A 25017-nucleotide genomic window follows, 5' to 3' on the forward strand; every position below is an offset into this window, starting at 1 on the left:
CCCATCTTTTCTTTGTCGGATTCCCTTACCTATTTCTTTTCCTCTTAGATTTTTTCCATAACATTACCATCCTTTTTCTAATAACAATAGATGATCATGCATGGCACTGGACTTAATTTTAACACAACCCCAAAAACCTTTCAAGACTGCCGATCTATCCATTTCTGAAATTTTTTCTTATCAATCAGGGTTCTTCGCCCAATTCGTACCATGAAGGTATTATTCTTCATAAGAATTCTCATGGTTTTCTCTGAAAGACCTGTGCGTTCACAGGCTTCCTTGACTGATATAAGAATCTTATCGTTATCTGCTGCTTGTATTTTTTATGTATCATATATATTACAGCCAATATCTGAAGGCAGATGATATTGGCTGTTCCTCTCTTCGATTAAATTATTCTTTTGTCATCTGATTTTAATTTCTATTTTTCCTTCCACTAGGCTATATAAATCCAGAGGATCTTCATCACTTTCATAAACACGTCCTACGCCTTCTCCGTAAGTATCTTCTGTTCCTGTTTCATATTTTTTATATGTTGTTCTGTTTTTTTCTTCTTTATTTACATATAATTCTAATGTCACCGTTTTAGCATCTGGAGAAATTCCTTTATATTTTGTATTATTTCTGCTTTCTTCAAACACAGTCTCTGTGTCTCCATAATTTGTCATTCTATAAAGCCCCTGATTTCCTTTATCGTCGGTTCCTATTAAATAATAATCTTCATATTCTTTATTATCCAAATTTCCATAAATTGTACTTGCCAAATCGTTTAAGCTCATTTTTGAAATCGTCAGATTTTGATTTGGAGATATCTTTATTTTTTTATTCACATTTACATTTATTGTATTCTTCTCTAATTCTTCCCAATTTGATGAAAATTCAAAAATATAGTCATCCGTATCTTTTGTATCTGCAGTATCCATTTCTGTTGGATCAAATAACCATACTTTCATTTTTATATCTGCTGTATTATCTTTAATAGTTGTATCTTCCACCCTATAATGACAAACCTGACCATCTGTTCCGTTCTCCTTTTTCTCCAGAGCATATGTTCCATCTAACTGTGCCGCTTTTCCATTTATCTCCACTTCTGTTAGTAGAATAGTCTCCTTTTCTTTTGAAGCATTTATATTATCAGATATTGCCACCCATAAATTCTCCTTATCCGCAGCAATTTCATCTAATGTAATAGAAATTCCATTTTTAGTAATCGTTTTTCCAACACTATCTATATATGATTCTACATTTTCATTAATCCCCAATGCAGTTTGAATCCACGAAGTAATCTGTTCCCAGGCCGCCTTTATCTCGTGCGGATGTCCCAAGCCTCCTATCAATAATGCTATTACAACTCCTGCTGCTGCAATCTTTGCTAATTTTAATTTCAAATTAACATTTCGCTTTTTCCATGGCAAGGAAGCTTCGTAAACAAATTTTTCATCTATTTCTCCCATCAAATCCAAAAAATTGTTTTCTTTTTTCATATGATTTCTTTCACCTCTTCCCATAATTTGTTTCTGCTTCGAAAAAGACTAGATTTAATTTTAGTCTCAGAGCATCCATGTCTTTTTGCAATGTCTTTAATATTATCCATATACCAATATCGCCTGACGAAAATATCCCTGTCCCCTGCTTTTAAATCACTTAAAAATTTTTCTAAAATATTCAAAATTTCCTTTTTCTTTATATCCTCTTCCACATAATCCTTTATTGTATTTTCCATTTTTTCCACTTCACCACAAATATCCATCATATGTGTATCTGCTCTTTTTGAAGCATTTTTCTTTCTGAAATTGTCCAATGCCAAATTTCTGGTTATTTTTCCAAGAAATGCAGATAATTTTGTTGGCGTTTTGGGCGGAATCTTATTCCACGTTATCAGCCATGTATCATTTACACATTCTTCTGAATCTTCTGTGTTATATAAAATATTCCATGCAATCTTAAAGCAAAATTTTTCATACTTTACTTCTACCTGGCGAATTGCATCTTCTGATTTTTCTAAAAATAAATTTATAATATGTATATCTTCCATATCACATTTCTCCCCTGTATATTAGTGTTTTTATGCAGATAGGTTATTTGCAGTGTGCCATATTAATGTTTTCTATTATATAGAACGTATTTTTTTCTGTTTGGTTGCACTTTTTTTCTATTTTTATAATTTTTTTGTTACCATGCTTCCATTATCACTATAACATATTATCTAAACATTTTTCTCTCTTGGTCAACTATTAATATCGTAATCTACTTCTGCAAATAAAACTACATGCAAAAAATGAAAAAAGGAGCTGCCATTCCATGTGTATTCATGAAAGGCAGCTCCTGCTTGAATCATTTTTATTTAACAACTACTTTTACTTTTTTACGGATCTTTCCAGATTTCACTGTGATATAGGCTGTTCCCTTTTTCTTTCCAGTGATCACACCACTGGAACTTACCGTTGCTATCTTCTTATTTGAAGAACTGTAGGTAACTTTCTCCTGGGAAGTGATCGGGCTGATGACCGGTTTCAGCGTAAGTTTTTTTATTCTTTGCAACAGTCACGCTTGATTTCAGTCCGGTGATCTTTGTTGTTCTTACTGTTGTTTTTTGCACAGTAACGGAAATGACCTGTTTCTTGCCGCTGGCCAGTGTAATGGTCACTTTGATTATTATTTGAATTCCAGCCCTCAGCCTTTTCATTGACAGAGGGCTAATTTTGGCTTAACAATTATTGAGCATCCCTTAACTGATCTACAATGCTGCATTTCGCTGCGTTATCATACATCATGCAGGGAATCAGCCACCCAAGCAGAAGAAATACCGGAATTGTCAGCAGGACAGGCAGAACGGTGAACCGATACTCAAAGAACCAGAACATACTGCCCAGCATTTTCCCCGCAAGAGGTCCCACCGCCAGTGAAAGCACAAAGGCCACCGATACGGAAGACATTGCGTAAAACAACCCCTCGTAGATCAGCATGGTTTTGAGCTGTCGGGGCGTCATTCCTACAGCCTGAAGCACCGCAAATTCCCGGCGGCGGGAAAGAATACCGGTCATCATGGCGTTGAAGAAATTTAAGAGTCCCACCAGCCCAATGATAGCACAAAGGATACCACCGATCAGAAGGAACATCTGCCGGAACTGAGCAAACTCAGAGCGAGCCGTGGCTTTGCTTTCATACATCAAGGGCGAAAACTCACCGGCCGTGAGCTTTGACAGATATTGCTCTGCTTCGGCCTCGTCAGCTTCGTTCGCTGTGTCGAACAGGTAGAACATCGGAACGACTGCACCACCGCTGTCCCTCTGTGCGGTGTCCACAGACAAAACTGCATCATAGCCAACGCCGCTATAACGATAACTCATGGAATTCGGAAGTTCTACCAAGGCGCAGACCGTGTACTCTACATCTCTGGCTCCATACAGTTTTTTCTGACGGTACTCCTCCGGTGTATCTTCGGTGCGGAGTTCTCCGGTGCGGCTGTCGATATATTTCACATCATCCGCATAGGTAGCCGTGATCGTGTCTCCCACCTTGGGGTAGTATTCAGGATTGAGCAGATTACCGTAGTCATCTAAGGAAACCGCAATGGCAATGGCGTTATTGTCCGGCTCCAGCATAGGAGAAATATCTCCGTCGAGCACTTGCAGCTTGTCAAACAGACTGTTATCCAGAGCCTCGATTCTGGTATCTCCCATCACCATATTGCCCCGGTGCTCCATGCGGCTCATATGGCTGTCCAACTGCTCGGCGCTTTCGTACCTTGCATAGTCCTGCCGCAGAGCATCCTCCGTCATCCACAGATATGCGGGTTTTCGCACAGCATATCCCGTGCCGGAAAGACTGGCCTTTGTGTTTGCTGCGATCTCTCCGATCTGTTCTGGCGTGATGAATTCATCTGCTGGGTTATAACGAAAATAGTCGGGAGTGCTGACGATAAAATCGGCGCAGGTCATGGAGGATACATACTTCTCCATGCTGAAGCCGCCCACAAAGGCACACAGCGCATTGAACAGTGTCACCGACAGTGCCAGAGACAACACCACCAGTACCGTCTTTTTCTTGTTTCGTCCCAGATTGGCAAAGGCCATCTGATGGAGCTTTGCTCCTCGGATGCTGCGCCGTTTTTTCTTGGTCTGCATCACATCCGTATATTTGGTAGCCTCCACCGGAGAGACCTTGGCTGCCATTTTTCCGGGCTTGGAACAGGACAAAAGCACCGTCAACAAGGCGAACAGCATAGAACCAAGGAAGATCACAGGCGAAGTGCTGATGGTGGTGATGCCTGTATTCAACTGGATGGAGTGCAAGACAACAGGCACCAAAACAGCGCCGATGCCGTAGCCCAGCAGCAGCCCCGCCGGAATGCCGATCAGACAAAGCAGAAGTGCCTGCTGGCGAATGATGCGTTTGAGCTGCCGGGGCGTTGTGCCAATGGTTTTCAGAAGTCCGTAAAACCGGATGTCCCCTGCAACAGAGATCTGAAAAATGTTATAGATGATAAGATACCCCGTGAAAATCACCAGTAGCAAAAAAGCTGCTATGGCGATCATCAGCTCTGGATCGAGCTGCGACTCCAGCTGGGATGAGGTATATCCCCAGTTGACGCCGATCCGGACGCTGTTGGGATCAGTATAGCTGTCCCATGTGTAGCCAAGATCGGTATCCACCTGCTCCATCTGCCCTTGAATATTTGTGCTGGAGGTCAGCATGACATTCAAATCGGTGCGGAAAGGCTGTAAACCTGTTTTCACTGCCTGCGCTTCGATGTCATCTGCGTAATCACGGCTGATGTTGATGTAATGAACAGGCATTAGTTCATCATAGTCCCAATAGCCCACCAGCGTAAAGGTATCTGTTACAGTAAAGGCGGTTTGATCCTTGTCCGTAATGGAATAGGAAACCGTGACCTCTGCGCCCAGCTCCGGCGTTATGCCAAGCAGCTGCAACGCTGCCGTATCCATGGCTACCTCTTTGCCGCTTTCGGGCATCCGTCCGGTAGTAGGGGTGGCATAGCTCCATTTAGTGCAGTTGGCATCCATGTAGCTGATCTCTGCCGGTATTTTGGCAAAGACCCCCTCCACAGTGATACCGATTACCTTCCGTGCCCCCGTAGCCTTTACTTTTGGGTGGGCAGCGATGCGTTCCGCCTGCTCGGGGGAAACATCCTTAAAGGTGCCATGCGCATAGCCGCCTACCTGCCGAAACTGGTAGGTTTCATAACTGGCGTTCAACGACAAGACAATGGTGAACATGGACGTAAATAGCAGCGTTGTCAGCGCAATGGCAAAAATGGCGATCAGATTGCGACGACGGTTCGCATAAAGAGATTTTAAGCTGAGTTTTCGAATACATTTTCGATTTTTGACATTCATCGTAGCCACCTCCCGTTAGTTCTGGGAGACGATCCGACCATCTTCGATACGGATAATGCGGTCTGCCATCTGCGCAATTTCTTCGTTGTGAGTGATCATTACGATTGTCTGGGCGAACTTTTGACTGGTGACTTTCAAAAGGCTCAATACATCCTGGCTGGTTTTGGAATCCAGATTGCCGGTGGGTTCATCTGCCAGAATGATAGCGGGTGCTGCCGCCAGCGCACGGGCAATGGCTACTCGCTGCTGTTGACCGCCTGAGAGCTGATTGGGCAGGGCATCCAGACGGTCGCTCAGTCCAAGCGTCTGCACGATCTGCTGCACAAAAGCCTTGTTTACCTTTCCGCCATCCAGTTCAGTGGGTAGAATGATGTTTTCATATACATTCAGCACCGGAACAAGATTGTAGCTCTGAAATACAAAACCGATTTTTCTGCGGCGGAAAATAGTCAGAGCTTCCTCCTTCAGGGAGAAAATATCCTGTCCGTCCACCATGACCGTGCCGCTTGTAGGGCGATCCAGCCCGCCCAGCATATGCAACAGCGTGGATTTTCCGGAGCCGGACGTGCCGACAATTGCAACAAATTCGCCCTTCTTCACACTTAAATCAACTCCATCCAACGCATGAACTGCGTTATTGCCGGAGCCATAAATCTTTTTCAGGTCTTTTGCCTGTAAAACCTCCATAAATGAGTACCTCCATGAAAAAATCTGTATGTATGAAAGGAAATGCTCCTTTGATACATACAGATTATCGCATAAGATTCTTTCCACATTCTTTCCGGCGGAAAATGAAATCTAACAATTTTGATAGAATTGTTGTTATTTCGGCAGAAACACGGAAAAAGTGCTTCCTTTGCCGGGGACAGAGGCGACTTTGATATAGCCGCCCTCGCCGGATATGATCTGTCGGGCAAGGTATAAGCCGATGCCAACCCCTTCTTGTTCCTGAACAGCATTTGAACGATAAAAACGGGAAAATATCTTTGTCTGCTCGTTTTCCGGGATACCTGAACCGGTATCCGATATATCGATCCTTGTAAACATTTCGTAACTTACGGTAGAAATCGTGATTGTTCCATGCTCCGTATATTTGATGGCATTGTCTACAATATTAGCCAGTGCTTCCGCTGTCCATTTGAAGTCAAATGTAGCGGAAATATCTGTATCGTACAGATATATGGATAATCCTTTTCCAGAAGCCTTGGAGGCATATTGTTCTACTACGCTTTCAAGCAGCGGCTGAAGTGATGCTTGCTGAGGGGAAAGTGAAATGATCCCATTTTCCAGTCTGGAAAGTTTTACGAGAGAATCAATCAGAAATCGTAGCTTTTCCGATTGTTTGTACAGTGCCTCCACGTTTTCCTTTGCCGATGCAGGCAGAGTTTCCTCCATCAAAAGCTCGCTGTATAATAGCAGGTTTGCAATCGGCGTTTTCGTCTGGTGGGAAATGTCCGCAATCAAGGATTTGATTTTGTCTTTTTCCTGTGCCATATTTCGAGAAGATGCTTCTGCGGCAGAAAGATAGTGTGCAAACTTTGTTTCCAAAGCAGACAGCTGGCTTTCATCAAAAGTGATTTCAGAAAAAGAACCGGTCATGGCAGCGTCCAGCATCCTTTCGATTTCTTCCATCGTTTTTCTGACCTTTCTCCGCTCCCATAATACAACAGCTGCCGCCGCCAGAGAACACAGCAGTATGATCACAATGCCGGTTTTATTCATCTTTTGTCACCCAGCTATAACCGATTCCATAGACGGTTTTAATGTATTTCTGTGCCCCAAGCTTATCCCTCAGACGCTTGATCGTAACAGACAAAGCATTTTCATCCACATATTCTGCGCCATCTGTCCAGATCCTGTCTATAAGGTTTCCACGCGTCATGGTCTGACCGCGGTTTTCAACAAGAAGACGCAGTAATTTTTGCTCTGTTTTACTTAATTCTACTTTTGAATCTCCCACATAAAAGGTCATTGCTTCAAAGTCAAAGTGAAATAGATCAATATGGATCAGCGCATTTTTATGGTTTGACGCTTGCTTTCGCAGTTGGGTATTCACTCTTGCCCGCAAAACCGAAAGAGAAAAGGGCTTGGTAATGTAATCATCAGCGCCCATCTCCAGTCCGTCCACGATGTCCAGATCGGTATCATTGGCAGTCAGCAGAATAACAGGAATCCCGGGTGTGTTTTCCTTGACCTCCCGTAGCAATTCAAGCCCACTGCCATCCGGCAGATTGATATCCAACAGGATCAGGGATACACCGCCGCAAAGCAGCTGCTCCTTCGCCGTTTTCAGGTCTTGGCAGGAAATGATCTTCCGATCATCTACTTTCAGTGCTTTGCATAAACCTTGATTCAAACCAATATCATCTTCAACAATCAATAATTGCTCCATATATCTCACTCCCTCGTTACTCAAAGGTATTCGGCAAAGTTAATAACAAGACACAAAAATAACCGCTTCAGCCTCGCAAATGAAGTGAACGGTTATTTTCAATCAATTAAGTATGTGGACTAACCGTCTATCGGCAGCACACTTTTTCTATAATCATATTAGCACGCATATGTGACAATGTCAAAAAATTTCTTCATTCTCTTGGTTATTAATCTCCTTGATCAGCTGTACTGCCTTCTTTGCATCATCGGTTTTCACGAATATATCCACACCATATATTCCAAATCCAGGTGCTCCATGCATTGCAACATTCGCACCTGCTTCCTGGGAAAAAGCTTCTATTTCACTTTGCTTTAACATTTCTACGAGCTGTTCTGTCTCTACTATATTCTGTGCATTATAAATCTTTGTCCATTCTGTCTTAGATTGGGAAGTTTCTTTTCTCTCCTGAACATTTGGTGAATTCTGATTTCTTTTTCGATTAATAAATGCTAAGGTCCTAAGAATAATAAATGACACAATAGTAATACCTATCAGAAATCCCAATGCCAATCGTGTTATCTGTGTTTCTGTAGCTCCCATTCTAAATAAACATATACCATAGATGACTGTAAAAATTCCTGCACATATTACACTGGTGAGAAAATTTCGCCATATAGCAGCACTTTTTGGCAGGCATTTATCCCATATTCCATTATACACCATAATAGCTACATATAGGATTCCTCCTACTAAGACAGTTACTATCTCTCCCAAAACCAAACGAGTATCCACCATTAATAGCATCTGAATAATAATCGCTAACACACCAATCACAAACATTGATGCAAATGCAAGATTTCCAGCCTTTAATGCTTTTTGTTTCACCCATTCTTCATACACCGCAACTTTGTCCAGTGTTTCTTTCATCTCTTTATTCATAGTCTGGCTCCTTTCTCCATCCAGGAGCTCTCTTATCTCAACATCGTAATACTCAGCAAGTTGAACAAGTACACTGAGATCTGGCATATTTATTCCTGTTTCCCATCTGGAAACTGTTCTTGCAGATACCCCAAACTTCTCGGCAAGCTGTTCTTGCGTAAGATTCTTTTCTTTACGACATTGCTTTAAAAAAGCTCCAATCTTTTTTGTATCCATGTCTCTACCTCTCTTCCACTTACAGCTTACCAATATGCACCAAAATTACCACGACATAAAACGAGAATCCGTTAATTTTCAACCGGACATCTTATGTCTAGAATAAATAAACGGTATTTTCATCCCGAAAACAAATACCTATAATCATTCCAACATTCAAACAAGAAGTATCTCTCGCCCAATGCGCTCGGTCATATGTGAGAATGTCACAATTTTTCTAAACTCAATATTGCAAGACTGCTGGCATTGCTATTTCTTTTCATTCAATAATTCTTTTACTCTTTTAACCGGAAATCTATCTTCAATATCAACTACTTCAAACAGATTTAATGGCAATTTCTTTTCACCAATCAGGGAAAGGTATTCATTAACAGCTCTACGATCAACCATAATCTTTCCATGTCCTGCCCAATGACGATTGCTCTCTTCCTTTTTCAGTCCGGAAATCCAATATTTATCACCATTCTCAATATCTATATAATTTGCATAGTTACCGATATTTTTCTGAAAGGCATGGTCATTAAAATAGATTGTTTTCTTACTTTTTGAAGTTTTGACATATCCAATCCATGCCGGACCATCATCAGAATATCCCGTTTTTAATTCAATGTACATCAAATTGTTAATCATTCTTATTCTCTCCTGATTCCAAATTTTGCAACATCTCAACTAACTGGAAGTTATTACTTTCTGCATAGCGTGTTTCCCAAAATGATAATTACCGCGACATCAATCAAAATAATTCCCAATGCAATATATACAAAAAATGCAGGCAAAATATTTTCAAGCACGCCCATAATTAATGCAAGAATTGCTATAATAGACATTCCAATTCCCATTGTTCTGCATAACTTCTTTTCATCATATTTTTCCTTTTCTTCTTTTGTAGCTGTATTATATCCAGAAATAAACCAGCTTCCGTGTCCAGAAAGTAAAGTTATAGAAAGTGCAGCAAATATTACAAAGACAATCCACACTATCCAATCAGAACCTGTTGCTAAATCTGCTAATTTCATCTATATGCTCCTTGAATTCCAATTTTCTAAACTCTCAATTCCATCTTCTTGCCATTCAAACAAGAAGTATCTCTCGCCCAATGCGCTCGGTCAATCCCGATTTGAGTTAAAGCCCAAGAGGCTTTTAATGCCCCTTATGCTTTTCTCTTTTCTTTTGCTGTTTCAACTCAAACATTCGCTGTTCTTTTGCCTCTTTTTTCTTGCGATTTCTCTCTTTACGCTCCTGTTTGTTATGTTCCTGCTGTAATTTCAATGCTTGCTGCGATTTTGTGCCAATACCTGTTCCTATTGTCTGCTTTTTTACTTCTCGATGCATCCGTTTCGGATTTCTTTTTATATCCTTTACAACAGTTTCAACAGCCGGACTGAATTTCAAACTGAAATAGTATTGTTGAATATATTCCTGCACTTCGTAATCTTTTGGTTCTGCACCAAATATTACCTTCGCTACAGATAATTTACCATCCTCAATACGCTCGAATACGCCTACCCAAAATGGTTCTTCAAAATATACCGTCAGTTTTCCATTTGTTTTGTCCATAAAAATCCCTCCTAAAATGAATTGAACAAAGAATGGACAACCCGGAGGGGCAGGTTACTTACCCTATTTACATAGGACGGCTGGGCTACCTACCAGCTCTAGCATATCTTAAAAATATGCATTGCGTTTTTATCTTGTTTTTATCATATAAAGTGCAATATCACACAATATATCCTTACAATTTATATATTCTAATTCCTATAGTAAATCTATACAATCATCTTTTCCATTGATAGTACGAGACGATTTTAACATAATACTTTATCTGTTTTCAACACATAATCATGGGAACATATAATTCTGCTTCTCTGAATGATATCACCTCTAACAGAACAGTTTCCTTTTGCACAGCCTTCTATCGGTGTAAAATTTTTGCAGGAACCACATTTTCTGCGTTCCTTTTTCATTCCACGTCCATCGCACCGGATCATTTCATAACCAACAATGTATTTTTGCAATTCATCTTCCGGGATTGTCTTTTCCAGCTTTTCCCCTGCATCATTTCTCAGTTCAAAATGAATATCTTTGCCATTTATGTCTGCTTGCAAGGCTATATTATTATTTAAGAGACCTTCCTCGTTTAACTCATTGATTTCTTCACAATCCAGATTTTCAATAAATTGCAAAATATCTTCCATTATGTCCACAGACAAGCCATATCCTCCAGAGCTGTATTCATAGAATATATTTCCATAATAATCGCCTTCTTTTAAGGTTATCGCAATCACATAGTCCCTGGATTTGTAATCATCAGATAGATCATGGTACATTTTTGTCTTCTCCTTATACTGATATCTGTTCTGGTTTTCTTCCCTGTACTTTTCATTTCTTATTTTATCGGCTGCATTTTGTTTTTCTATCTTTGCTTCCATTGCAGCATAACCATTTTGCTTAAATTTTTCTATCAGCTCGTCCCCATAACAATCACGAAATTCTTCTCTACATTTCTTTAATGCATCCAGTTGTGTAGATAAAAACTCATCAAAGAAGCTTTCCGGAATATGCAGCCTGCTTGAAAATTGTCTTTTTCTCTTTGGTATCGTTTTTTGTGTGCTGGCATATCCCAGCACTCCCATAGACACATCTAATACCCCTGCTAATTCTACTGAATTTAATTCATAGACCTTTTCAATCGCATCATAAATATTTATTTCTACATCGACTCCCTGTTCATCCTGTTGTAAAAGATCCAGAAATTTTTCATAACTTATTTTACATCTATCATAAGGTCCCTTAATATACCAAGGTGCTTTTTTCGTAATCTCCGTATAATACTCCAAAGAAGCTTCCCAGTCATCGCACTCTTCGTCTTCCTTACATGTGCTATACATACCACACACACCATTAGAGTCAAATCCACAAGTTTTGCAAGTTTTGTCAACCCTCATACTGATCCCCTCTCAATCCATCAATACTTTTTTGCATAGATAAATTTTTTCATCGAATTCTTTCCTTGTAATTATACACTTTTTCTGATGATATTACTATCTGCATGGATATTTGAACTTACTATTGAACTCTTCTTACTGAAAACTATAGATACTCAATTTGAACATACGTTTTTGACAATTACATTGTATTTCAACCCGAAGATTCTTATTGTCATTCAGTGTGTTTATAAATGAATTTTATTATATATTCATAAAATTTTATACTAAAAACTTCAAAATAGTGATACTATATTTATATTTAGATTAAAAAACCAACAACATATACAACGTCACCTTTTTTCTTTCCAAATACACTCTTTTGGGTTCAATTACTCAATTCTTACTGTAACTACTTTTCTAGTGATATTATGTTTTTTCATAATAATCTCTATACAAATCTTATAAATGCGCAAAAAACTATTGAAAAAAACATAAAACGTGCTATAATTGCTCTCCGTTGTTGAACAAAGCGCTAATTTGACAGCTAAATATTTTTCGGGAGGACAACTATGCGTAAAAAAAACAAATTAAGAATAATACTCATGTGGATGTTATCGCTTACATTGATATTAAGCGTCAATTTTAGTGTTTTTGCCTCAAATCAAAATATTACTCAATCTGATATAAAAATATCCTCATTACATGATGAAGAGGGATTATCTTTAAATGCTACATCTTTAAGCACTGACTCTGTAAATCTTCATAATAGAAAAAATGCCTCTTCTTTAGCTTCCAGAGAACAGGAAGTTGTCGGTGAGTTTACATATCATACTAATTATCTTTATGTTGACGGAAAATTACGTTATGGTTTTGTTATAGACTCTATGATTGGAGAAAAACCTAAAGTTCTCACTGTTCATTTCACACTACGTCATGGATCCAATATAAAACAAGTAACAGCTAATACAAATTTAGGAACTGTAACTTTTAAAAGTAGTGAAATAAGAAAGGGACAGGTTAAATATGTTACTACCGCTGCTAATACAATGTTTTGGAAATTAAATACTTCCTTTAACGCGGTTATGGCTGATGGCACTTCTAATCCTGGTGCAAACGGACAAATAACTCCTATTTTAACAAATAAAAAAGGACAAATCTTCCCTCAATATGTTGATCCCGTATCTAAAAAAGATGCTGAATCTACAATTAGCACCACTTGGAAAAAGCTTGCGAAATCTCCTACATGGAATGGAAGATCAAAGTATATAAAACAATATGAAGAAAAATATGGAAAACAGCCTTCTTCCTTCTGGTCAAGTGTTCAAATTCATCATATACGCCCAAGACAATATGGAGGTGCATTAAATGATTTTAATAATTTAATGCCCGTCAAAACCGAAAGCCATAGAGCAATAACTTCTTGGTTTAGAAATTATTAAGGAGAGAGTACATAATGGAAGATGTAAATGCAATACACAGAATTTTCAAAAATTTAAAATATGAGATGGATAATAATGGTTGGGTCTATCAATGGCATTTAGGTGATGAGCCTATAAAAGTAACTCATAAATTTTACCCACCTGTATCCTCCGAAGAAATTCAGTTATTTGAAAAATATTTTCCCAACATGAAACTTCCCGCTTCGTATAAAGCCTTTTTATCTTGTTCAAATGGAATGGAGCTTTTTTGTGGAGAAGAGGGTAGTTCTCTAGTCAGCTGTACCATCTACTCTTTAAAAGAAGCTCTTAATCAAAAAGAGGTTTGGAATAATACACCCATTTTATCTGATCCAGAATTCACCTATCATCTTCCCATTCTTTTTCTGCAAGATATAGGTGATATAACCATGGATTTACAAGCTGTATTAGAAGGTAGAGACGATTATTTATGTTATCCAGCTCCTGACACCGATCGTTTTAACCTTCCTTTTAATGAGTGGTTGGAGCGCTATATTGTATGCCAGGGACATGAATTTTGGTTTTTCTTAAATCCGTAACTACCAAAATACTTTCTCTCTATTTTTATAAAAAAAATATATGCTTATGAAAAACACTCTGACTACTAAGTTGGAGTGTTTTTATAATTCATATTATATTTATAGATTTACTCTCAGTGCTACACATTCCGGGGGTTGAGGCCGTCCCCAAAGTGCGTTTTGATGTCCAAACGCTATGCTTGCCAGATACTTCCGAACACTTTTTAAGGAAACCATACCATCCGTCCAACCATTTTATATTAATTCTCATCCATATTATCTTTCTTCTCCATCAGCTGTTTCAGCTTTTTATTTATTTTGCTTCTATTCTCCTCCTGTAATTTTCCGCAGAATAGATAGCAAAATTTCAGTGCAAACCACCAGATATACAAAGCTTTAAAGCTCTGGAATGCCTGATCATCCAGCATTCCATGTGCCACATTGTTGCGCATGTTAAATCCAAATTTTGAACAGAAAATCGTATTTAAAGCAAATATAAGGTCTTCATCCAGGCTTTCTTTTACTCCTTCCAATTCTAAGACAGCGTGCATTGGTTTTACTTCTTCAATCCCTTCTTCATTCATGTTGTAAACAGGTTCTCCACATTCCACTGCCAGATATCTTACTGCATTTTCTATCTGTGGAATCAGGATACTTAGCGCCGTCAAAAAATCTCCTGAAAAGCCAAACATAAGACCCTTGGTATACGATTCTTTTCTCCCCTCTGGAATCGCACAACTTACATCTACAATCTTTTTTACATCACTCTCTTCGATCACAAATCTGGAACGAATATATTCAAACGTATTTCTCACCAGAATCTGTGCAAAATAATCCATCTCCATGGCTGCTGTCCGCTCCATATTATCCTTAAGCGCACCTTCATCGATTGTTCCATCAGGCTTTTTCACAGGCCTGCTTTTAGCAATTAATTTTCCTCCTTTTCCAAGGATTGCCGCTGGAAATATCGTGTTCAGGATCCCAGTCCTATTTAATACTTGATTCTTTACCTTTTCTCTTACCGGAATCGGAAGAAATGAAGCAAAATAACATAATGCCTCTTCTTTATCAAGATCTTCCAGTTGGCGGAACAGTTCTTTTACAATGCCGCTGGCATCCTGTTTATCACTCCATACCATCATCTCCGAAAGGGAAGCTTCTTCTATCTGTGCTATTTCCTGCAACAGTGCCTTTCTTTCTTCTTCCGTACCCTGTATGGTCTTTAACAACTGAATAACCTCTTTCAAATAGTGAATCTTTCTCATTAAATTTCCTTTGGAAGAGGCCCCGGCATATTCAGCCTCCATCCGGATAGCCTGAATCTTACGTCTTCGTATCGCAATCAGTTTAGGTTCAGTAATACACTTTTTCTTCTGCCTCTTCTGCCAGTTATTTTTTCTGCAATAGAGTTCTTCCAACAGATCACAAAACTTACCAATGAGCGGTGCATCACAGCTATTATCATCGTAAGTTTTCAAGATATTTTCCACATAAGGGATCAGATATCCTGTATCCACTTTTTCCTCCATGGCGGTTTTTATCAAATATCCAATTTTTGCGTGGCTGCTGTTATCATACTCTTCTAATACTTTTATCAGCAGATTCTTTCGCACCTCTTCATTGATTTCCTTGCTTCGGATTTTTTTAGAGATAAACAAGATCCGGTTTATAGCCATGATATGATCTGCAAATGCACCGGTGTTCTTCAAGTGTTCGTAATAAGCCGTTTCTGCTATTTTAGCATTTGAAAAATCATTTTCCACAACCCATAAAAAATCCGATATCTTTGCCTTGTTGATCGGTGCGATGGGATAGCTTCGGATTTCCTCCAGCAATGCCTGATACTCTTCTCTATTTATATCTTTCCGATTCCAAATGCTGCGGGCATAGGAAAACGGTACGTCTTTAGGCGTATCAATCCATCGTTCCACAATAATATCCACCAGAAGATTCCTGAATTCCCCATCCATCGTTCCGCAGAAATCTGTCAGTGCTTTCTCTGCCGTTTGAAAATTAGGTCCTTTTAAAATCTCTGCAATCTGCTCTGCCATTTTTTCTGCCATACATATCCCTCCAACCTTTTTCTATAGGAAAAGTATAACGCATTTTTCTTTTTCCTGTAAAGCAGAAAGACCTGAAATTCCAGGTCTTTCGGTCATCATTGATTAGAAATTGAAATTCACACTCTATTTTATATCCTTGGAACCCATAGAAGCCGCCCATCCAGCCTGAATCCTTTGTATTACGCTTCCATCCCGTGCATCAATCGTAAGGAGTGGAACACCTGCAGCATCCATCGTTACGTCTCCCATGACCGGTCCATCCTCCCCATTTCCGTACTCATACTCTGGCTCTTTGGATGTCCAGGTTCCATAAAAATCCCACACCGGGATCAGGACTGCTTCGGTATCGCTGCCTTCACTGTCTGGCATGCACATATAACCCAGTTGTACCTTTGTTATGGTTATCTCCGCACTCTGTGCATCAATGGACGGATAACGGTAGTGGCTTCCTCCATCGACAGAGATCAGCCGATTCTTGTCTTCTGTCATTACCTGCAAAGTGATCGTTTTTTCAAAGATATCCTTGACCTCATCAAAAGGAAGTAAGAACAGCCTCTCATCGGAAGCATTCGATGCTTCTATGGGATTTCGGTGCAGAAAACTCTGAAGTGTCCCACTGCAAAAGTCCATCGTCAGTACTTCATTTTCCCATCCTTCAGACTGTCCTTCATGAAGTGTTCCATCTTCGTTTTCCCATTCAAGAGCCTGCTCATTAACAGGCAGAGAGGTTTCCCTCACATAATTAACCGGAACCCCGTCTATCATCCGTTCAAAAATGAAATCATCTTTTTCCAGGGTAGTGCTTCCTTCAGTAAGTGCTTTTGAGGAACTTTCAAATATCTCCCAGTTTCCGGACACAAGACCTGAAACCTTCTCCTTTGCTTCCTTTTCAGATACTTTCCCGCTTCCTGCCTTTATATAATTTTGAAAGCGTTCTTCCCTTTCTTTTTTCTCACTCGATTCCAGGGTCATGTCTCCACAATCGTCAAAGATAAACTTCGCTATCCCAAATCCGAGTTCCTCCACATCCGATACCTGCTCACTCTGTGTATAAGAATACCGATAGGTCAGTCCATCTACTGTATATGTCCCCGCCTGTTCGTTCTCATTCTTCTCTTCCTGCATGGGCTGTCCTTTTCCGAATGTGTCTTTTATTTTATTCTGTTCTTCTTCAGGAATCGCCACCCTTTTTACTTTTTTTAAACAGATTGCATCTACATCCGGGACTTTTACCGGTGCATCCGCTGTCAGGGTAAAATTCATCGGGGTTTCTTTATCCTCCCGGTCCGCTGATCTTAGATCTGCTTGGATTGTTGTCTGGTATGTTTCCGGTGCCTGAACCTGTTCGGCAACGATTTTCTGAACTGTCTCCTTTTTCTCTTCTTTTTTCTGTTCTGTCTGATCCTTTTCTTCCACAACAGCAGACTGGACAATACGGTCACATCCGGATAATGTCAAAAGATTCATACACAGAACGGCTCCCATAAACATTTTTATTTTCTTCATCCTTTTTCCATCCTTTCCTTTCGGTATTAAAAAAGGTACCCTCTTCTTATGAGAAAAGAGTACCATATTGCTTTGCCGATGTATTCATCAAGATGTAAACAAATTGTAAATCAAAAGATGGCTCTTACCGTGGTCCCCTCTCTCTGTTTGCTTTCGATTTTCAAGCATCCGCCATGGATTTCAGCCACCTTCACACAGAGTGCCAGCCCAAGTCCGGATCCGCCTTCTTTTCGGCTTCGTGATTTGTCCACCATATAGAATGCATCTGTGATCTTTCCCATTTCTTCCTCCGGGATCCCCATTCCGGTATCCGACACCTCAAAGATCTTTTTTCCAGCTTTCTCATAAGCCTTTACCCAAATGCTTCCACCGGCATCCGTAGCCTTTAGGGCATTGTCGATCAGGTTTATCAGAAGGCTTTCCATCAAGGCCGGATCCATTTTCATGGAAAAGGCTTCACATTCCATCTTGAGGTGCACCGCTTTCTTTTCTGCCTGTTCTTTTTCCATGTCTATGACATGGTTTAAAAGGTCACCTGCCATGGTCATTTCCATCTGTATGGCATGGTTCTGATAAAGCCCCAGCATCTGCAGCATCTTCCCAGAAAGAGCCTCCAGGCGCTTTCCCTCCCGGTTGATATGTTCCAGTGCCCGGTCTTTCTGTTCATCTTTCAGCTTTACATGGCGCAGGGTATCCGAATACCCGATAATGGACGTTAACGGGGTACGCATTTCATGGGAAAGTGCCCCCATGAGCAGCTCCTGTTTCTCTGCCACTTCCTGTAACTTCTCCATCTGTTCCACAGTTCTTCGCATCATCATATAAATAAAAAGGCCGGCGATCAGGAACACAGCCAGATAAATTCCCAAAAACCAGACAGCGGTCTGTCTCAGCTCTGCAAAAAGCCCTGTGACTTCCCGGACAGAGAGGACTTCGTATCCTTCCGGTCTGGATAATGGTTCCAGCTGGAGAAGGAGGTATTTCTGTCCCAGTTTCTGTATCTTGTAGGCATACGGATCTCCTTCATCCTTTAAGCCTAAGTTTTCGAGCCCCACCACTTTATAATCTGTCAGGTTTTCAATGACGGCATTGCTTTTTCGGTCGATCAGGGCCATGCCTTCCCCACAGCATCGCTGGAACTGAAAGCCCATATAAGCCTGCTTTCCAGTCTCGGACATCTGCTCATATTTGCTGTTATCCCAAAATTGTTCCAGGAGTATCTTGCCATTTTCCAGCTGTCTTCCGTAGGTCTCTGCAGCATTATTGAGGCTTCGTTTTCCTGTGATATAAAGACTTAGCGTTCCCACTGGGATCAGGGCACATAATAGCGTTACCAGCATAAGAAGTACCGTTCGTTTCCACAGCTTCATCCTTATTCCTCCAGACGGTATCCAAGTTTCGGGATCGTCCTGATCTCATCATAAAGTTCCAGCTTTTTTCTGAGCTGTCCGATATGGACATCCACCGTCCTGCTTTCTCCCAGGTAGTTTTCTCCCCAGACCCGTTTTAACAGTTCTTCCCTTCCAAGCGCAATATTCTTATTTTGCAGGAGCAGCACAAAGAGGTCATATTCCATTGGCTTTAGGCTTACCGGAAGCCCGTCTTTGTAGACCTGATGGCTTTGCATGTCCACCAGGATGTTCCGGACCGTTAAGACTTTCTTGGCCCGTCCCGTCCTCTCCAGCACCTTCTCAATGCGTACCAGAAGTTCCAGCATCTCAAAAGGTTTTACCATATAATCTTCCGCACCCAGCTTTAATCCCTTCACCTTGGAAGCCACATCATCCTTTGCAGTCAGGTAGAGCACCGGAAGCTCCTTCTTTTTAAAATCCTCCATCAATGCAAACCCGTCTTTTCCCGGCAGCATGATATCCACTACTGCCAGGTCCGCGTCCTCCTGCCATAAGAGCAGCCTCTGGGCTTCTTCCCCATCATACGCTGCCACAGTCTCATACCCTGCTGCCTCCAGGTTCATGCACAGCAATTCTGAAATTGCACGGTCATCTTCTATCACCAAAATTTTATTTTTCATTCCCGTTGCCACCTCTAACGCTTTTCTATAGTATAGTTTTTTATATCCCAAGTCTACATTGCATTTGTTCTTGCTTTCTCATCATTTATACGTATCAGGGCACGATAATGTGACCAGCTCAATTCAGGGCACAGTGTGTCTCGAATTAGAAAAGTACAATAAAACTGAAATTATAGATTTTTGTCCCTTTTCTTTTTGGCCATTACGAATCCAAACAGTGACATGCTCCCACCACTTAAATCTCTGATTTTGAAGTGGGGGCTTCTTGCTCAATGGCTCTACTGAGCCAAGTATCTACAAGCTATCCTCGCGTGCCCCGCGATTTTTATTAGTCCGGTTACGGACTTTTTATTGTGCTGTCATGCACATTCTGCAAAGATTCTTTTTCCCTCATTCATGATGTTAACTGCTGCATTTACATCACGGTCCATTCTGTGTCCGCATTCACAGTAATAGATCCTTTCAGATAAAGACAATTTTTCTTTTTTCTTTCCACATGCACTGCAAATCCTACTTGATGCAAAATAACGATCTACTTTTATCAGATACTTCCCGCGTTCCTCCAGTTTATATTCCAGCATAGACAGAAACAGGCCATATCCATTATCATGTACGCCTTTTCCAAGATGAAGTCCTCCTGCCATCCCTTTCAGATTCAGATCTTCCACGCATACTGCATCGTAGCTCTCGGCAAGACTGGCACTGAGTTTATGTTGAAAGTCTTTTCTCTGATTTCGGATCTTTTCATGGCACAGTGCAACTCTTTTCTTCTGTTTCTTATAATTCTGACTGCCTTTCTGACATCTGGACAGCTTTCTCTGTTCCCGCGCAAGCTTTTTCTCTGTATTTCGATAGAACATCGGATATTCAGCTCTTTTACCGGTAGAAAACACACACATTCCCTGCATCGCAAAATCGATCCCAATAAATTTTTCTGCCGGTCTTTTTTCTGCTGTTTGGTTTTCACAGCAAAACAAAAGACTGGCAAAATATTTTCCGGATGGCTCCCTGCTGACTGTCACAGATTTCAGTTTCCATTTTTCTGATACCGGACGGTGAAGCTTTATTCTGACAGCCGTCATCTTAGGCAGTTTCAGATATTTCCCTTCCAGAAAGATATTTCCATTCACCACGTTTGTTGTATAGGATTTCCTTGATGACTTCTTTGATTTGAAACGCGGAAATCCTGCAGATGGTTCACGAAAAAACTTATGGAATGCACTTTCCAGATGCATCTGTACATTTGCTAACGCCAATGAATCCACCTCTTTCAGCCAGGGATATTCTTTCTTGTAACTGGCTGGTGTGTTCCTTAACATCTTTTTTTCTTTTTTATAATGTTCCATTTTGTCAGCAAGCATACAATTATAGATGAAGCGACTGCAACCGATTGTTTTATCTATTTGCACACGTTGTTCTGCATTTGGATAGATTCTTATTTTTACTGCCCGATTTATTTTTCTCACCTTATTCCTACATATGAATGATTTCAATCATCGTTTTTTGAACAATATGTTCTCTTTTTATTATTATAATACAATTCCAACACGCGAACAAGTGTTTTCTTTTTTTGTTTATAAAATTCTTTTGAGCATTTATGCTCAGATCTACAATTCATCTCCCACCTATAGAGGAAGGAGAATTCTTGTTATATTTTGTTAAATAACTATCGTTATCAATTCTATTCCAATCGAATAATACTCCTTGTAAGAATTGATCATTCATCTAATCACCTGCCTGTAAAAAACACTTTCTAATCTACCTTTTCTTTCTCTTTGGACAAGAAGCAAAAAGAACAGAATTGATTATTCCAACTATCCACTGACTGTTTATGAGTCCAAATAATCTTGTTTGTATGTACCCTCTGAATAATACTTCTAATGTTCTCTTTGCTACAGTAAAAAAATAAAAAGAAGCCAGCAGTCAAAATCAAAGGGATCCATATCTGTGATAAATTCAGCACAATAACATTTATATTTGTTGTATAAAGCCAGCCCTGACAGAAAGCACTGCACATGATTAAGCAGTAAACTGCAAGAGCTTTCATCCCATCCCTTTTATCATTTTTTCTCAAATTACTTTCGTACTATATATTTAACCAACTCATTCGATCACTCCCACATGCCAGCTAATTCTATTATGCTTTCATCATCTCTATAAACTTTTATTTATCTTCTAACTCAAATCCGAGTTCTTTCAATTCTTTTTCGTTTCTGACATCTTCTTCCGTTTTCTTTCCAGTAATGGCACTGTAGGCTTCTTTGATTCCATTTTTCACTGCCCATTTGATGACGAAATACAGCGCAATCAAAATAATAATTGCGGTTCCCCCGCTTAAACCTAATTCATTCCACATAATCATTAACTCCTCCGATTTCGTAACTTTCAATTTATTTTCAATTTTGCAGGCTGGGATTTATCATTGAATAAAACACATCCATACTCCAACTGCTATAATCAATATGCCTGATATTCTTCCTGCGAATTTTGACTTTTGATATCCTAGAAAATTAATTGTTTCAGGAGTTGTAAATGGCAATAAAACAACATCTATACCCATTACTACAATCCCAATTCCTATTATAAAGACATTATTGTTAGAAATAATGCCATAAAACATAACTAAGAATCCCAAAATAATGCCTAATGTAAAATACTTGATTTTATGGCTGTCTTTATCCATCATCTTTTCATAACAATTTTCACATTTACTGTTACAAAATTCAAAATTATCATTGAGTTTTTTGCCACAATATTTGCATTTTTTCACACTCTATTCCTCCATGATTTTCGTTTTGTCACTAACATGATATCATATTTTTTCCTCAATTACATCCACCTAATTTTAATACACTGCCATTCGTTTTGCTTCTGTAACCAGCATCCTCTTGTTCTTCTCCTGCAAGGTTTCCTTTGCATCTTCATCAATCGAATAGTTCTCATTTATCTCGATTTTTTTCGATTCCCGGTCAAAATAGTCAAAGACTTCTTTCCATATCTGGACGGAACATATACACTTTTCTTCCATAAAATTATTGCTGATAATTATAAAAAAACAGAAGACCAATTAAGATCTTCCATTTTATAAACAAATCTCTATATGAAGCTATATATCCTGCCCATTTTTAATAAAAACAGACAATCGGCACACTTTCGTCTATCCTATTATAAAGTTCTGCCGCTTTGTCCGCCGGAAGATTAATGCATCCATGGGATCCACCACCTTCTCGGAAACGATTTCCTCCAAAGTATGGCTGCCATGAAGCATCATGAAATCCAATCCCCCCATTAAAAGGCATCCAGTAAGTTACTGGTCTTTCATATTCATATTTCCCATTTTCCAACATTTTTCCTTTCAGCACAGATGGACTTTTCTTGTAATACAGTTGAAAAATTCCCGATGGTGTCTGCCGTTCTGCATACTGCATATCTCCTGACACAATATCCGATTCCAAAATGATCGAACCATCCTGATAGTAATATAAATGCTGTGCAGACAGGTCCACTTCAATATACGTGCTGCCTATATCATTCATTCCCCGTGCATTTGCCCGCATAGCGTATACCGGTTCCCGGTTTATCTGTACTCCTGCAATCATTTCCTGCATAATGGTTTCTATTTCCTTTTCCTGATCGATCTTCCATCCATAAACGGAACTATACACCTGAACAGTACGTCCGCTTGTTGTACAAAATTCCCTCTCTGTATTTACGGTATCATGTGTGGCAGCCAGCTGTGCCACATATTCTGCCACACACTGTCTCAGTTCATCCTCATTTTTTTGCAGCTTTCCTCTTTCATCAAAAATAAGCCAGTTTCTGATCTCGTCTCCCTCCAATGTTACCGTTTCTTCTCCAAATATATATACGATTTTGGTCCGGATCAGATTTTGGCATTCTTCCAATGAATTTTTAAGATCTGGATCATCTTTCAGTACTGCTGCTTTTACATAAACAGCCGGACAACTATTCAGATCAATGGTTCTTTTTTTGTCAGTAACCGCTTCTGACAGTGCCTGATAAGCTCCATTGAAATCCATGGTATTCCCTTCCGTTTCCGGTACGATTTCAAACTTCGAATCTTTATAAGCTACATAAGCATCTTCTGGTGCTGTCTGATTCTCTTTTTTTACACATTCCAGTTTTTCCAGCTGTTTTTTTAACTTCACTTTATCATAGGTCATATTTTCCTTGGCTGTATAATTTTGTTTTTTCCAAAATCCCCGAACCCATTTATATGGTTTTTGTTCATCCAGATATTGGGAAATACTGCCATCCGAAACATAACGATATCCGATCAATTTTCCATTGATACTCTGTGATTTCAGATTTCTTGCCTTTACTTCCAGCAGATAGTCCTCTGCTTTTTTAGCAACCGCCTGTTCTGCCTCTTCCGATGTTTTTCCAGAACAGTTAATTCCATTGATCGTTGTTCCCCGAAAAAATCTGTCTGAATAGTAATAAGACATTCCTGCATAGCCAGCCATAGCAAAGAACACTATGATGACAGTGATTATTATCCACATTTTTTGCTTTCCATTATCCTTACTGGTTATCTCTTTTCTTTTTCCCATCCATGCCCCCTGTTTTTAACGATAAACAGCATTCAGACAAATTTTTTAAATCGTCTGATTTTAATATCTCCGATTTAATAAAAAATAACCAAGGCTGCTGGAAAAAACATTTTCTTTTACAAACAGTAAGCTGATTTCTACAAAACATTTTCCGCTGTTTTTTTACGGATAGAAACACCGCATCATCATTTATCTCATATTTAGCACTTTTTGGGTATTTTCAGACACTTTTCTTTTTCTCTGTGAACAGAACCCTGAAAACAGGAAAAAAGGGGCTGACATGACCGGTCAGGGATGTTTCATCCTAGACTGATTCATGACAGCACCTAATCAGATCTCACTTATTTTCTTCTATACAAAATCGCTTCTCTGTTTTCTCCTTCTGTCCGGCCGGATTGTACACGTGTTTGTTTTACACTAATTAGATGCAGATACAAGCAAATCGGTTCTCATAATAATAAATTTTTTCTTTCTATCGAATTTTCCTGGTTCATTTGATAAAATGTCCTTATCTAACAGGAGGGGATTTTTTGAAAAGAGTATTTGATAGTCCTTTTTTGAATAAAGCTGCACTGGTGCTGATCTGGCTTCTATTAATGGGCGGGACATTCTTTTATGCCAATAAAAACTATTTTCTTTACCATGAAAATCCAAATTTAATCAAAGCAGACGGATATTATCTTTATAATTTTGGTAGTCCGCGTCATTATTACTGGGCACTGCCTGTTAAATTCAGCCATGAAGGCAAAGTATATCATTCTCAGTTTCCTTTAGATATACGAGATGAAAGTTCATCCTGTACTGTAGATCTTCGCATTTACATACCGGCAGATTCTTCTGGCAGTGCATTTGCATTCCGAAACAATATCACCATTCCTGCACTATGGAGGATCTTTATTTTTGTTCCACTGCTACTTCTTCTTACATCCAAAAGAAAAGCCTAGGAAGGTTTCACACCTTATAAAAAATATTCTATTTTCATCATCTTCCTTTTAAAAAATGGGAGGTTTCACTTACCTCCCATTTTCCCAAAAATCCTTTTATTTCAGTT

At 39.5% G+C, this 25017-nt stretch carries 24 protein-coding genes; 3 read left to right on the plus strand and 21 right to left on the minus strand.

Annotation, left to right across the window (positions count from 1 at the left end):
- Positions 1 to 404 precede the first annotated feature (404 nt).
- The 12 genes from ABCM67_RS00505 to ABCM67_RS00560 form a co-directional block, all read right to left on the minus strand.
- The gene (locus tag ABCM67_RS00505; RefSeq protein WP_147603561.1) at positions 405 to 1508 is read right to left on the minus strand and encodes a DUF4179 domain-containing protein; all 1104 of its coding nucleotides are present in this window, start codon (positions 1506 to 1508) and stop codon (positions 405 to 407) included.
- Positions 1481 to 2035, minus strand: coding sequence for a sigma-70 family RNA polymerase sigma factor (locus tag ABCM67_RS00510; RefSeq protein ID WP_147603560.1), 555 nt, complete (start codon positions 2033 to 2035; stop codon positions 1481 to 1483). The genes ABCM67_RS00505 and ABCM67_RS00510 overlap by 28 nt, the downstream gene beginning before the upstream one ends.
- 305 nt (positions 2036 to 2340) lie before the next feature.
- A complete protein-coding gene (locus ABCM67_RS00515) occupies positions 2341 to 2541 on the minus strand; it encodes an Ig-like domain-containing protein (protein ID WP_342992416.1) in 201 nt (66 codons plus the stop codon).
- A 173-nt stretch (positions 2542 to 2714) separates the two neighbouring features.
- Complete coding sequence (locus ABCM67_RS00520; protein WP_147603559.1) at positions 2715 to 5360, minus strand: ABC transporter permease; 2646 nt, start codon at positions 5358 to 5360, stop codon at positions 2715 to 2717.
- A gap of 15 nt (positions 5361 to 5375) precedes the next feature.
- Positions 5376 to 6047 (minus strand): ABC transporter ATP-binding protein, encoded by a 672-nt coding sequence (locus ABCM67_RS00525; RefSeq protein WP_118392951.1) that lies wholly within the window; start codon positions 6045 to 6047, stop codon positions 5376 to 5378.
- Between the two features lie 135 nt (positions 6048 to 6182).
- Positions 6183 to 7082: a HAMP domain-containing sensor histidine kinase gene (locus ABCM67_RS00530; RefSeq protein ID WP_059085807.1), complete on the minus strand. Its 900-nt coding sequence runs from the start codon at positions 7080 to 7082 to the stop codon at positions 6183 to 6185.
- The gene (locus ABCM67_RS00535) at positions 7075 to 7752 is read right to left on the minus strand and encodes a response regulator transcription factor (RefSeq protein WP_059085806.1); all 678 of its coding nucleotides are present in this window, start codon (positions 7750 to 7752) and stop codon (positions 7075 to 7077) included. The genes ABCM67_RS00530 and ABCM67_RS00535 overlap by 8 nt, the downstream gene beginning before the upstream one ends.
- A gap of 180 nt (positions 7753 to 7932) precedes the next feature.
- Positions 7933 to 8889, minus strand: a complete 957-nt coding sequence (locus ABCM67_RS00540; protein ID WP_147603558.1) for a helix-turn-helix domain-containing protein — start codon at positions 8887 to 8889, stop codon at positions 7933 to 7935.
- Between the two features lie 249 nt (positions 8890 to 9138).
- Positions 9139 to 9519: a mannose-1-phosphate guanylyltransferase gene (locus ABCM67_RS00545; RefSeq protein ID WP_147603557.1), complete on the minus strand. Its 381-nt coding sequence runs from the start codon at positions 9517 to 9519 to the stop codon at positions 9139 to 9141.
- 53 nt (positions 9520 to 9572) lie between these two features.
- Positions 9573 to 9905, minus strand: a complete 333-nt coding sequence (locus ABCM67_RS00550; protein WP_059085803.1) for a DUF3784 domain-containing protein — start codon at positions 9903 to 9905, stop codon at positions 9573 to 9575.
- Positions 9906 to 10029: 124 nt separating this feature from the next.
- A complete protein-coding gene (locus ABCM67_RS00555) occupies positions 10030 to 10446 on the minus strand; it encodes a YjdF family protein (protein ID WP_015525019.1) in 417 nt (138 codons plus the stop codon).
- Positions 10447 to 10694: 248 nt separating this feature from the next.
- On the minus strand, positions 10695 to 11834 hold the full coding sequence (locus ABCM67_RS00560) for a hypothetical protein (protein WP_147603556.1): 1140 nt from the start codon (positions 11832 to 11834) through the stop codon (positions 10695 to 10697).
- A 551-nt stretch (positions 11835 to 12385) separates the two neighbouring features.
- Here ABCM67_RS00560 and ABCM67_RS00565 point away from each other — a divergent pair.
- Both ABCM67_RS00565 and ABCM67_RS00570 read left to right on the plus strand, forming a co-directional pair.
- Positions 12386 to 13255 carry an HNH endonuclease signature motif containing protein gene (locus ABCM67_RS00565; protein ID WP_118607976.1) on the plus strand — a complete coding sequence of 290 codons (870 nt, stop codon included), beginning with the start codon at positions 12386 to 12388 and terminating at the stop codon, positions 13253 to 13255.
- 14 nt (positions 13256 to 13269) lie between these two features.
- Positions 13270 to 13812, plus strand: a complete 543-nt coding sequence (locus tag ABCM67_RS00570) for an SMI1/KNR4 family protein (protein WP_147603555.1) — start codon at positions 13270 to 13272, stop codon at positions 13810 to 13812.
- 239 nt (positions 13813 to 14051) lie between these two features.
- Here ABCM67_RS00570 and ABCM67_RS00575 read toward each other — a convergent pair whose 3' ends face one another.
- The 9 genes from ABCM67_RS00575 to ABCM67_RS00615 form a co-directional block, all read right to left on the minus strand.
- Positions 14052 to 15854: a DUF4209 domain-containing protein gene (locus ABCM67_RS00575; protein ID WP_147603554.1), complete on the minus strand. Its 1803-nt coding sequence runs from the start codon at positions 15852 to 15854 to the stop codon at positions 14052 to 14054.
- A 123-nt stretch (positions 15855 to 15977) separates the two neighbouring features.
- Positions 15978 to 17360, minus strand: a complete 1383-nt coding sequence (locus tag ABCM67_RS00580) for a DUF6034 family protein (protein ID WP_147603553.1) — start codon at positions 17358 to 17360, stop codon at positions 15978 to 15980.
- Positions 17361 to 17470: 110 nt separating this feature from the next.
- Positions 17471 to 18730 (minus strand): HAMP domain-containing sensor histidine kinase, encoded by a 1260-nt coding sequence (locus ABCM67_RS00585; protein ID WP_147603552.1) that lies wholly within the window; start codon positions 18728 to 18730, stop codon positions 17471 to 17473.
- A gap of 2 nt (positions 18731 to 18732) precedes the next feature.
- Positions 18733 to 19392: a response regulator transcription factor gene (locus ABCM67_RS00590; protein ID WP_015525013.1), complete on the minus strand. Its 660-nt coding sequence runs from the start codon at positions 19390 to 19392 to the stop codon at positions 18733 to 18735.
- Positions 19393 to 19751: 359 nt separating this feature from the next.
- Positions 19752 to 20858, minus strand: a complete 1107-nt coding sequence (locus ABCM67_RS00595; RefSeq protein WP_059085798.1) for an RNA-guided endonuclease TnpB family protein — start codon at positions 20856 to 20858, stop codon at positions 19752 to 19754.
- A 698-nt stretch (positions 20859 to 21556) separates the two neighbouring features.
- Positions 21557 to 21748 (minus strand): DUF6019 family protein, encoded by a 192-nt coding sequence (locus ABCM67_RS00600; protein ID WP_059085796.1) that lies wholly within the window; start codon positions 21746 to 21748, stop codon positions 21557 to 21559.
- Positions 21749 to 21811: 63 nt separating this feature from the next.
- Positions 21812 to 22162, minus strand: a complete 351-nt coding sequence (locus tag ABCM67_RS00605) for a DUF2116 family Zn-ribbon domain-containing protein (RefSeq protein WP_117996831.1) — start codon at positions 22160 to 22162, stop codon at positions 21812 to 21814.
- A gap of 75 nt (positions 22163 to 22237) precedes the next feature.
- Entirely contained in the window at positions 22238 to 22420 is a 183-nt protein-coding gene (locus ABCM67_RS00610; RefSeq protein WP_173775443.1) for a hypothetical protein, read from the minus strand.
- Between the two features lie 97 nt (positions 22421 to 22517).
- Positions 22518 to 23966 carry a L,D-transpeptidase family protein gene (locus tag ABCM67_RS00615; protein WP_342992417.1) on the minus strand — a complete coding sequence of 483 codons (1449 nt, stop codon included), beginning with the start codon at positions 23964 to 23966 and terminating at the stop codon, positions 22518 to 22520.
- A 530-nt stretch (positions 23967 to 24496) separates the two neighbouring features.
- On the opposite strand from ABCM67_RS00615, the gene ABCM67_RS00620 reads away from it, so the two are divergent.
- The gene (locus tag ABCM67_RS00620) at positions 24497 to 24910 is read left to right on the plus strand and encodes a hypothetical protein (protein ID WP_092072158.1); all 414 of its coding nucleotides are present in this window, start codon (positions 24497 to 24499) and stop codon (positions 24908 to 24910) included.
- The last annotated feature ends 107 nt before the right edge of the window (positions 24911 to 25017 follow it).

The sequence above is a fragment of the Blautia sp. 2227st1_G12_2227SCRN_220401 genome (genome assembly GCF_039062885.1).
Lineage (GTDB): Bacteria > Bacillota > Clostridia > Lachnospirales > Lachnospiraceae > Blautia_A > Blautia_A fusiformis.

Excerpts from the sequence above, each read along its gene's own strand:
- ABCM67_RS00505 (WP_147603561.1), bottom strand. The coding sequence starts at position 1,508 with ATGGGAAGAGGTGAAAGAAATCATATGAAAAAAGAAAACAATTTTTTG.
- ABCM67_RS00510 (WP_147603560.1), bottom strand. The coding sequence starts at position 2,035 with ATGGAAGATATACATATTATAAATTTATTTTTAGAAAAATCAGAAGAT.
- ABCM67_RS00520 (WP_147603559.1), bottom strand. The coding sequence starts at position 5,360 with ATGAATGTCAAAAATCGAAAATGTATTCGAAAACTCAGCTTAAAATCT.
- ABCM67_RS00525 (WP_118392951.1), bottom strand. The coding sequence starts at position 6,047 with ATGGAGGTTTTACAGGCAAAAGACCTGAAAAAGATTTATGGCTCCGGC.
- ABCM67_RS00530 (WP_059085807.1), bottom strand. The coding sequence starts at position 7,082 with ATGAATAAAACCGGCATTGTGATCATACTGCTGTGTTCTCTGGCGGCG.
- ABCM67_RS00535 (WP_059085806.1), bottom strand. The coding sequence starts at position 7,752 with ATGGAGCAATTATTGATTGTTGAAGATGATATTGGTTTGAATCAAGGT.
- ABCM67_RS00540 (WP_147603558.1), bottom strand. The coding sequence starts at position 8,889 with ATGGATACAAAAAAGATTGGAGCTTTTTTAAAGCAATGTCGTAAAGAA.
- ABCM67_RS00545 (WP_147603557.1), bottom strand. The coding sequence starts at position 9,519 with ATGATTAACAATTTGATGTACATTGAATTAAAAACGGGATATTCTGAT.
- ABCM67_RS00550 (WP_059085803.1), bottom strand. The coding sequence starts at position 9,905 with ATGAAATTAGCAGATTTAGCAACAGGTTCTGATTGGATAGTGTGGATT.
- ABCM67_RS00555 (WP_015525019.1), bottom strand. The coding sequence starts at position 10,446 with ATGGACAAAACAAATGGAAAACTGACGGTATATTTTGAAGAACCATTT.
- ABCM67_RS00560 (WP_147603556.1), bottom strand. The coding sequence starts at position 11,834 with ATGAGGGTTGACAAAACTTGCAAAACTTGTGGATTTGACTCTAATGGT.
- ABCM67_RS00565 (WP_118607976.1), top strand. The coding sequence starts at position 12,386 with ATGCGTAAAAAAAACAAATTAAGAATAATACTCATGTGGATGTTATCG.
- ABCM67_RS00570 (WP_147603555.1), top strand. The coding sequence starts at position 13,270 with ATGGAAGATGTAAATGCAATACACAGAATTTTCAAAAATTTAAAATAT.
- ABCM67_RS00575 (WP_147603554.1), bottom strand. The coding sequence starts at position 15,854 with ATGGCAGAAAAAATGGCAGAGCAGATTGCAGAGATTTTAAAAGGACCT.
- ABCM67_RS00580 (WP_147603553.1), bottom strand. The coding sequence starts at position 17,360 with ATGAAGAAAATAAAAATGTTTATGGGAGCCGTTCTGTGTATGAATCTT.
- ABCM67_RS00585 (WP_147603552.1), bottom strand. The coding sequence starts at position 18,730 with ATGAAGCTGTGGAAACGAACGGTACTTCTTATGCTGGTAACGCTATTA.
- ABCM67_RS00590 (WP_015525013.1), bottom strand. The coding sequence starts at position 19,392 with ATGAAAAATAAAATTTTGGTGATAGAAGATGACCGTGCAATTTCAGAA.
- ABCM67_RS00600 (WP_059085796.1), bottom strand. The coding sequence starts at position 21,748 with ATGTGGAATGAATTAGGTTTAAGCGGGGGAACCGCAATTATTATTTTG.
- ABCM67_RS00610 (WP_173775443.1), bottom strand. The coding sequence starts at position 22,420 with ATGGAAGAAAAGTGTATATGTTCCGTCCAGATATGGAAAGAAGTCTTT.
- ABCM67_RS00615 (WP_342992417.1), bottom strand. The coding sequence starts at position 23,966 with ATGGGAAAAAGAAAAGAGATAACCAGTAAGGATAATGGAAAGCAAAAA.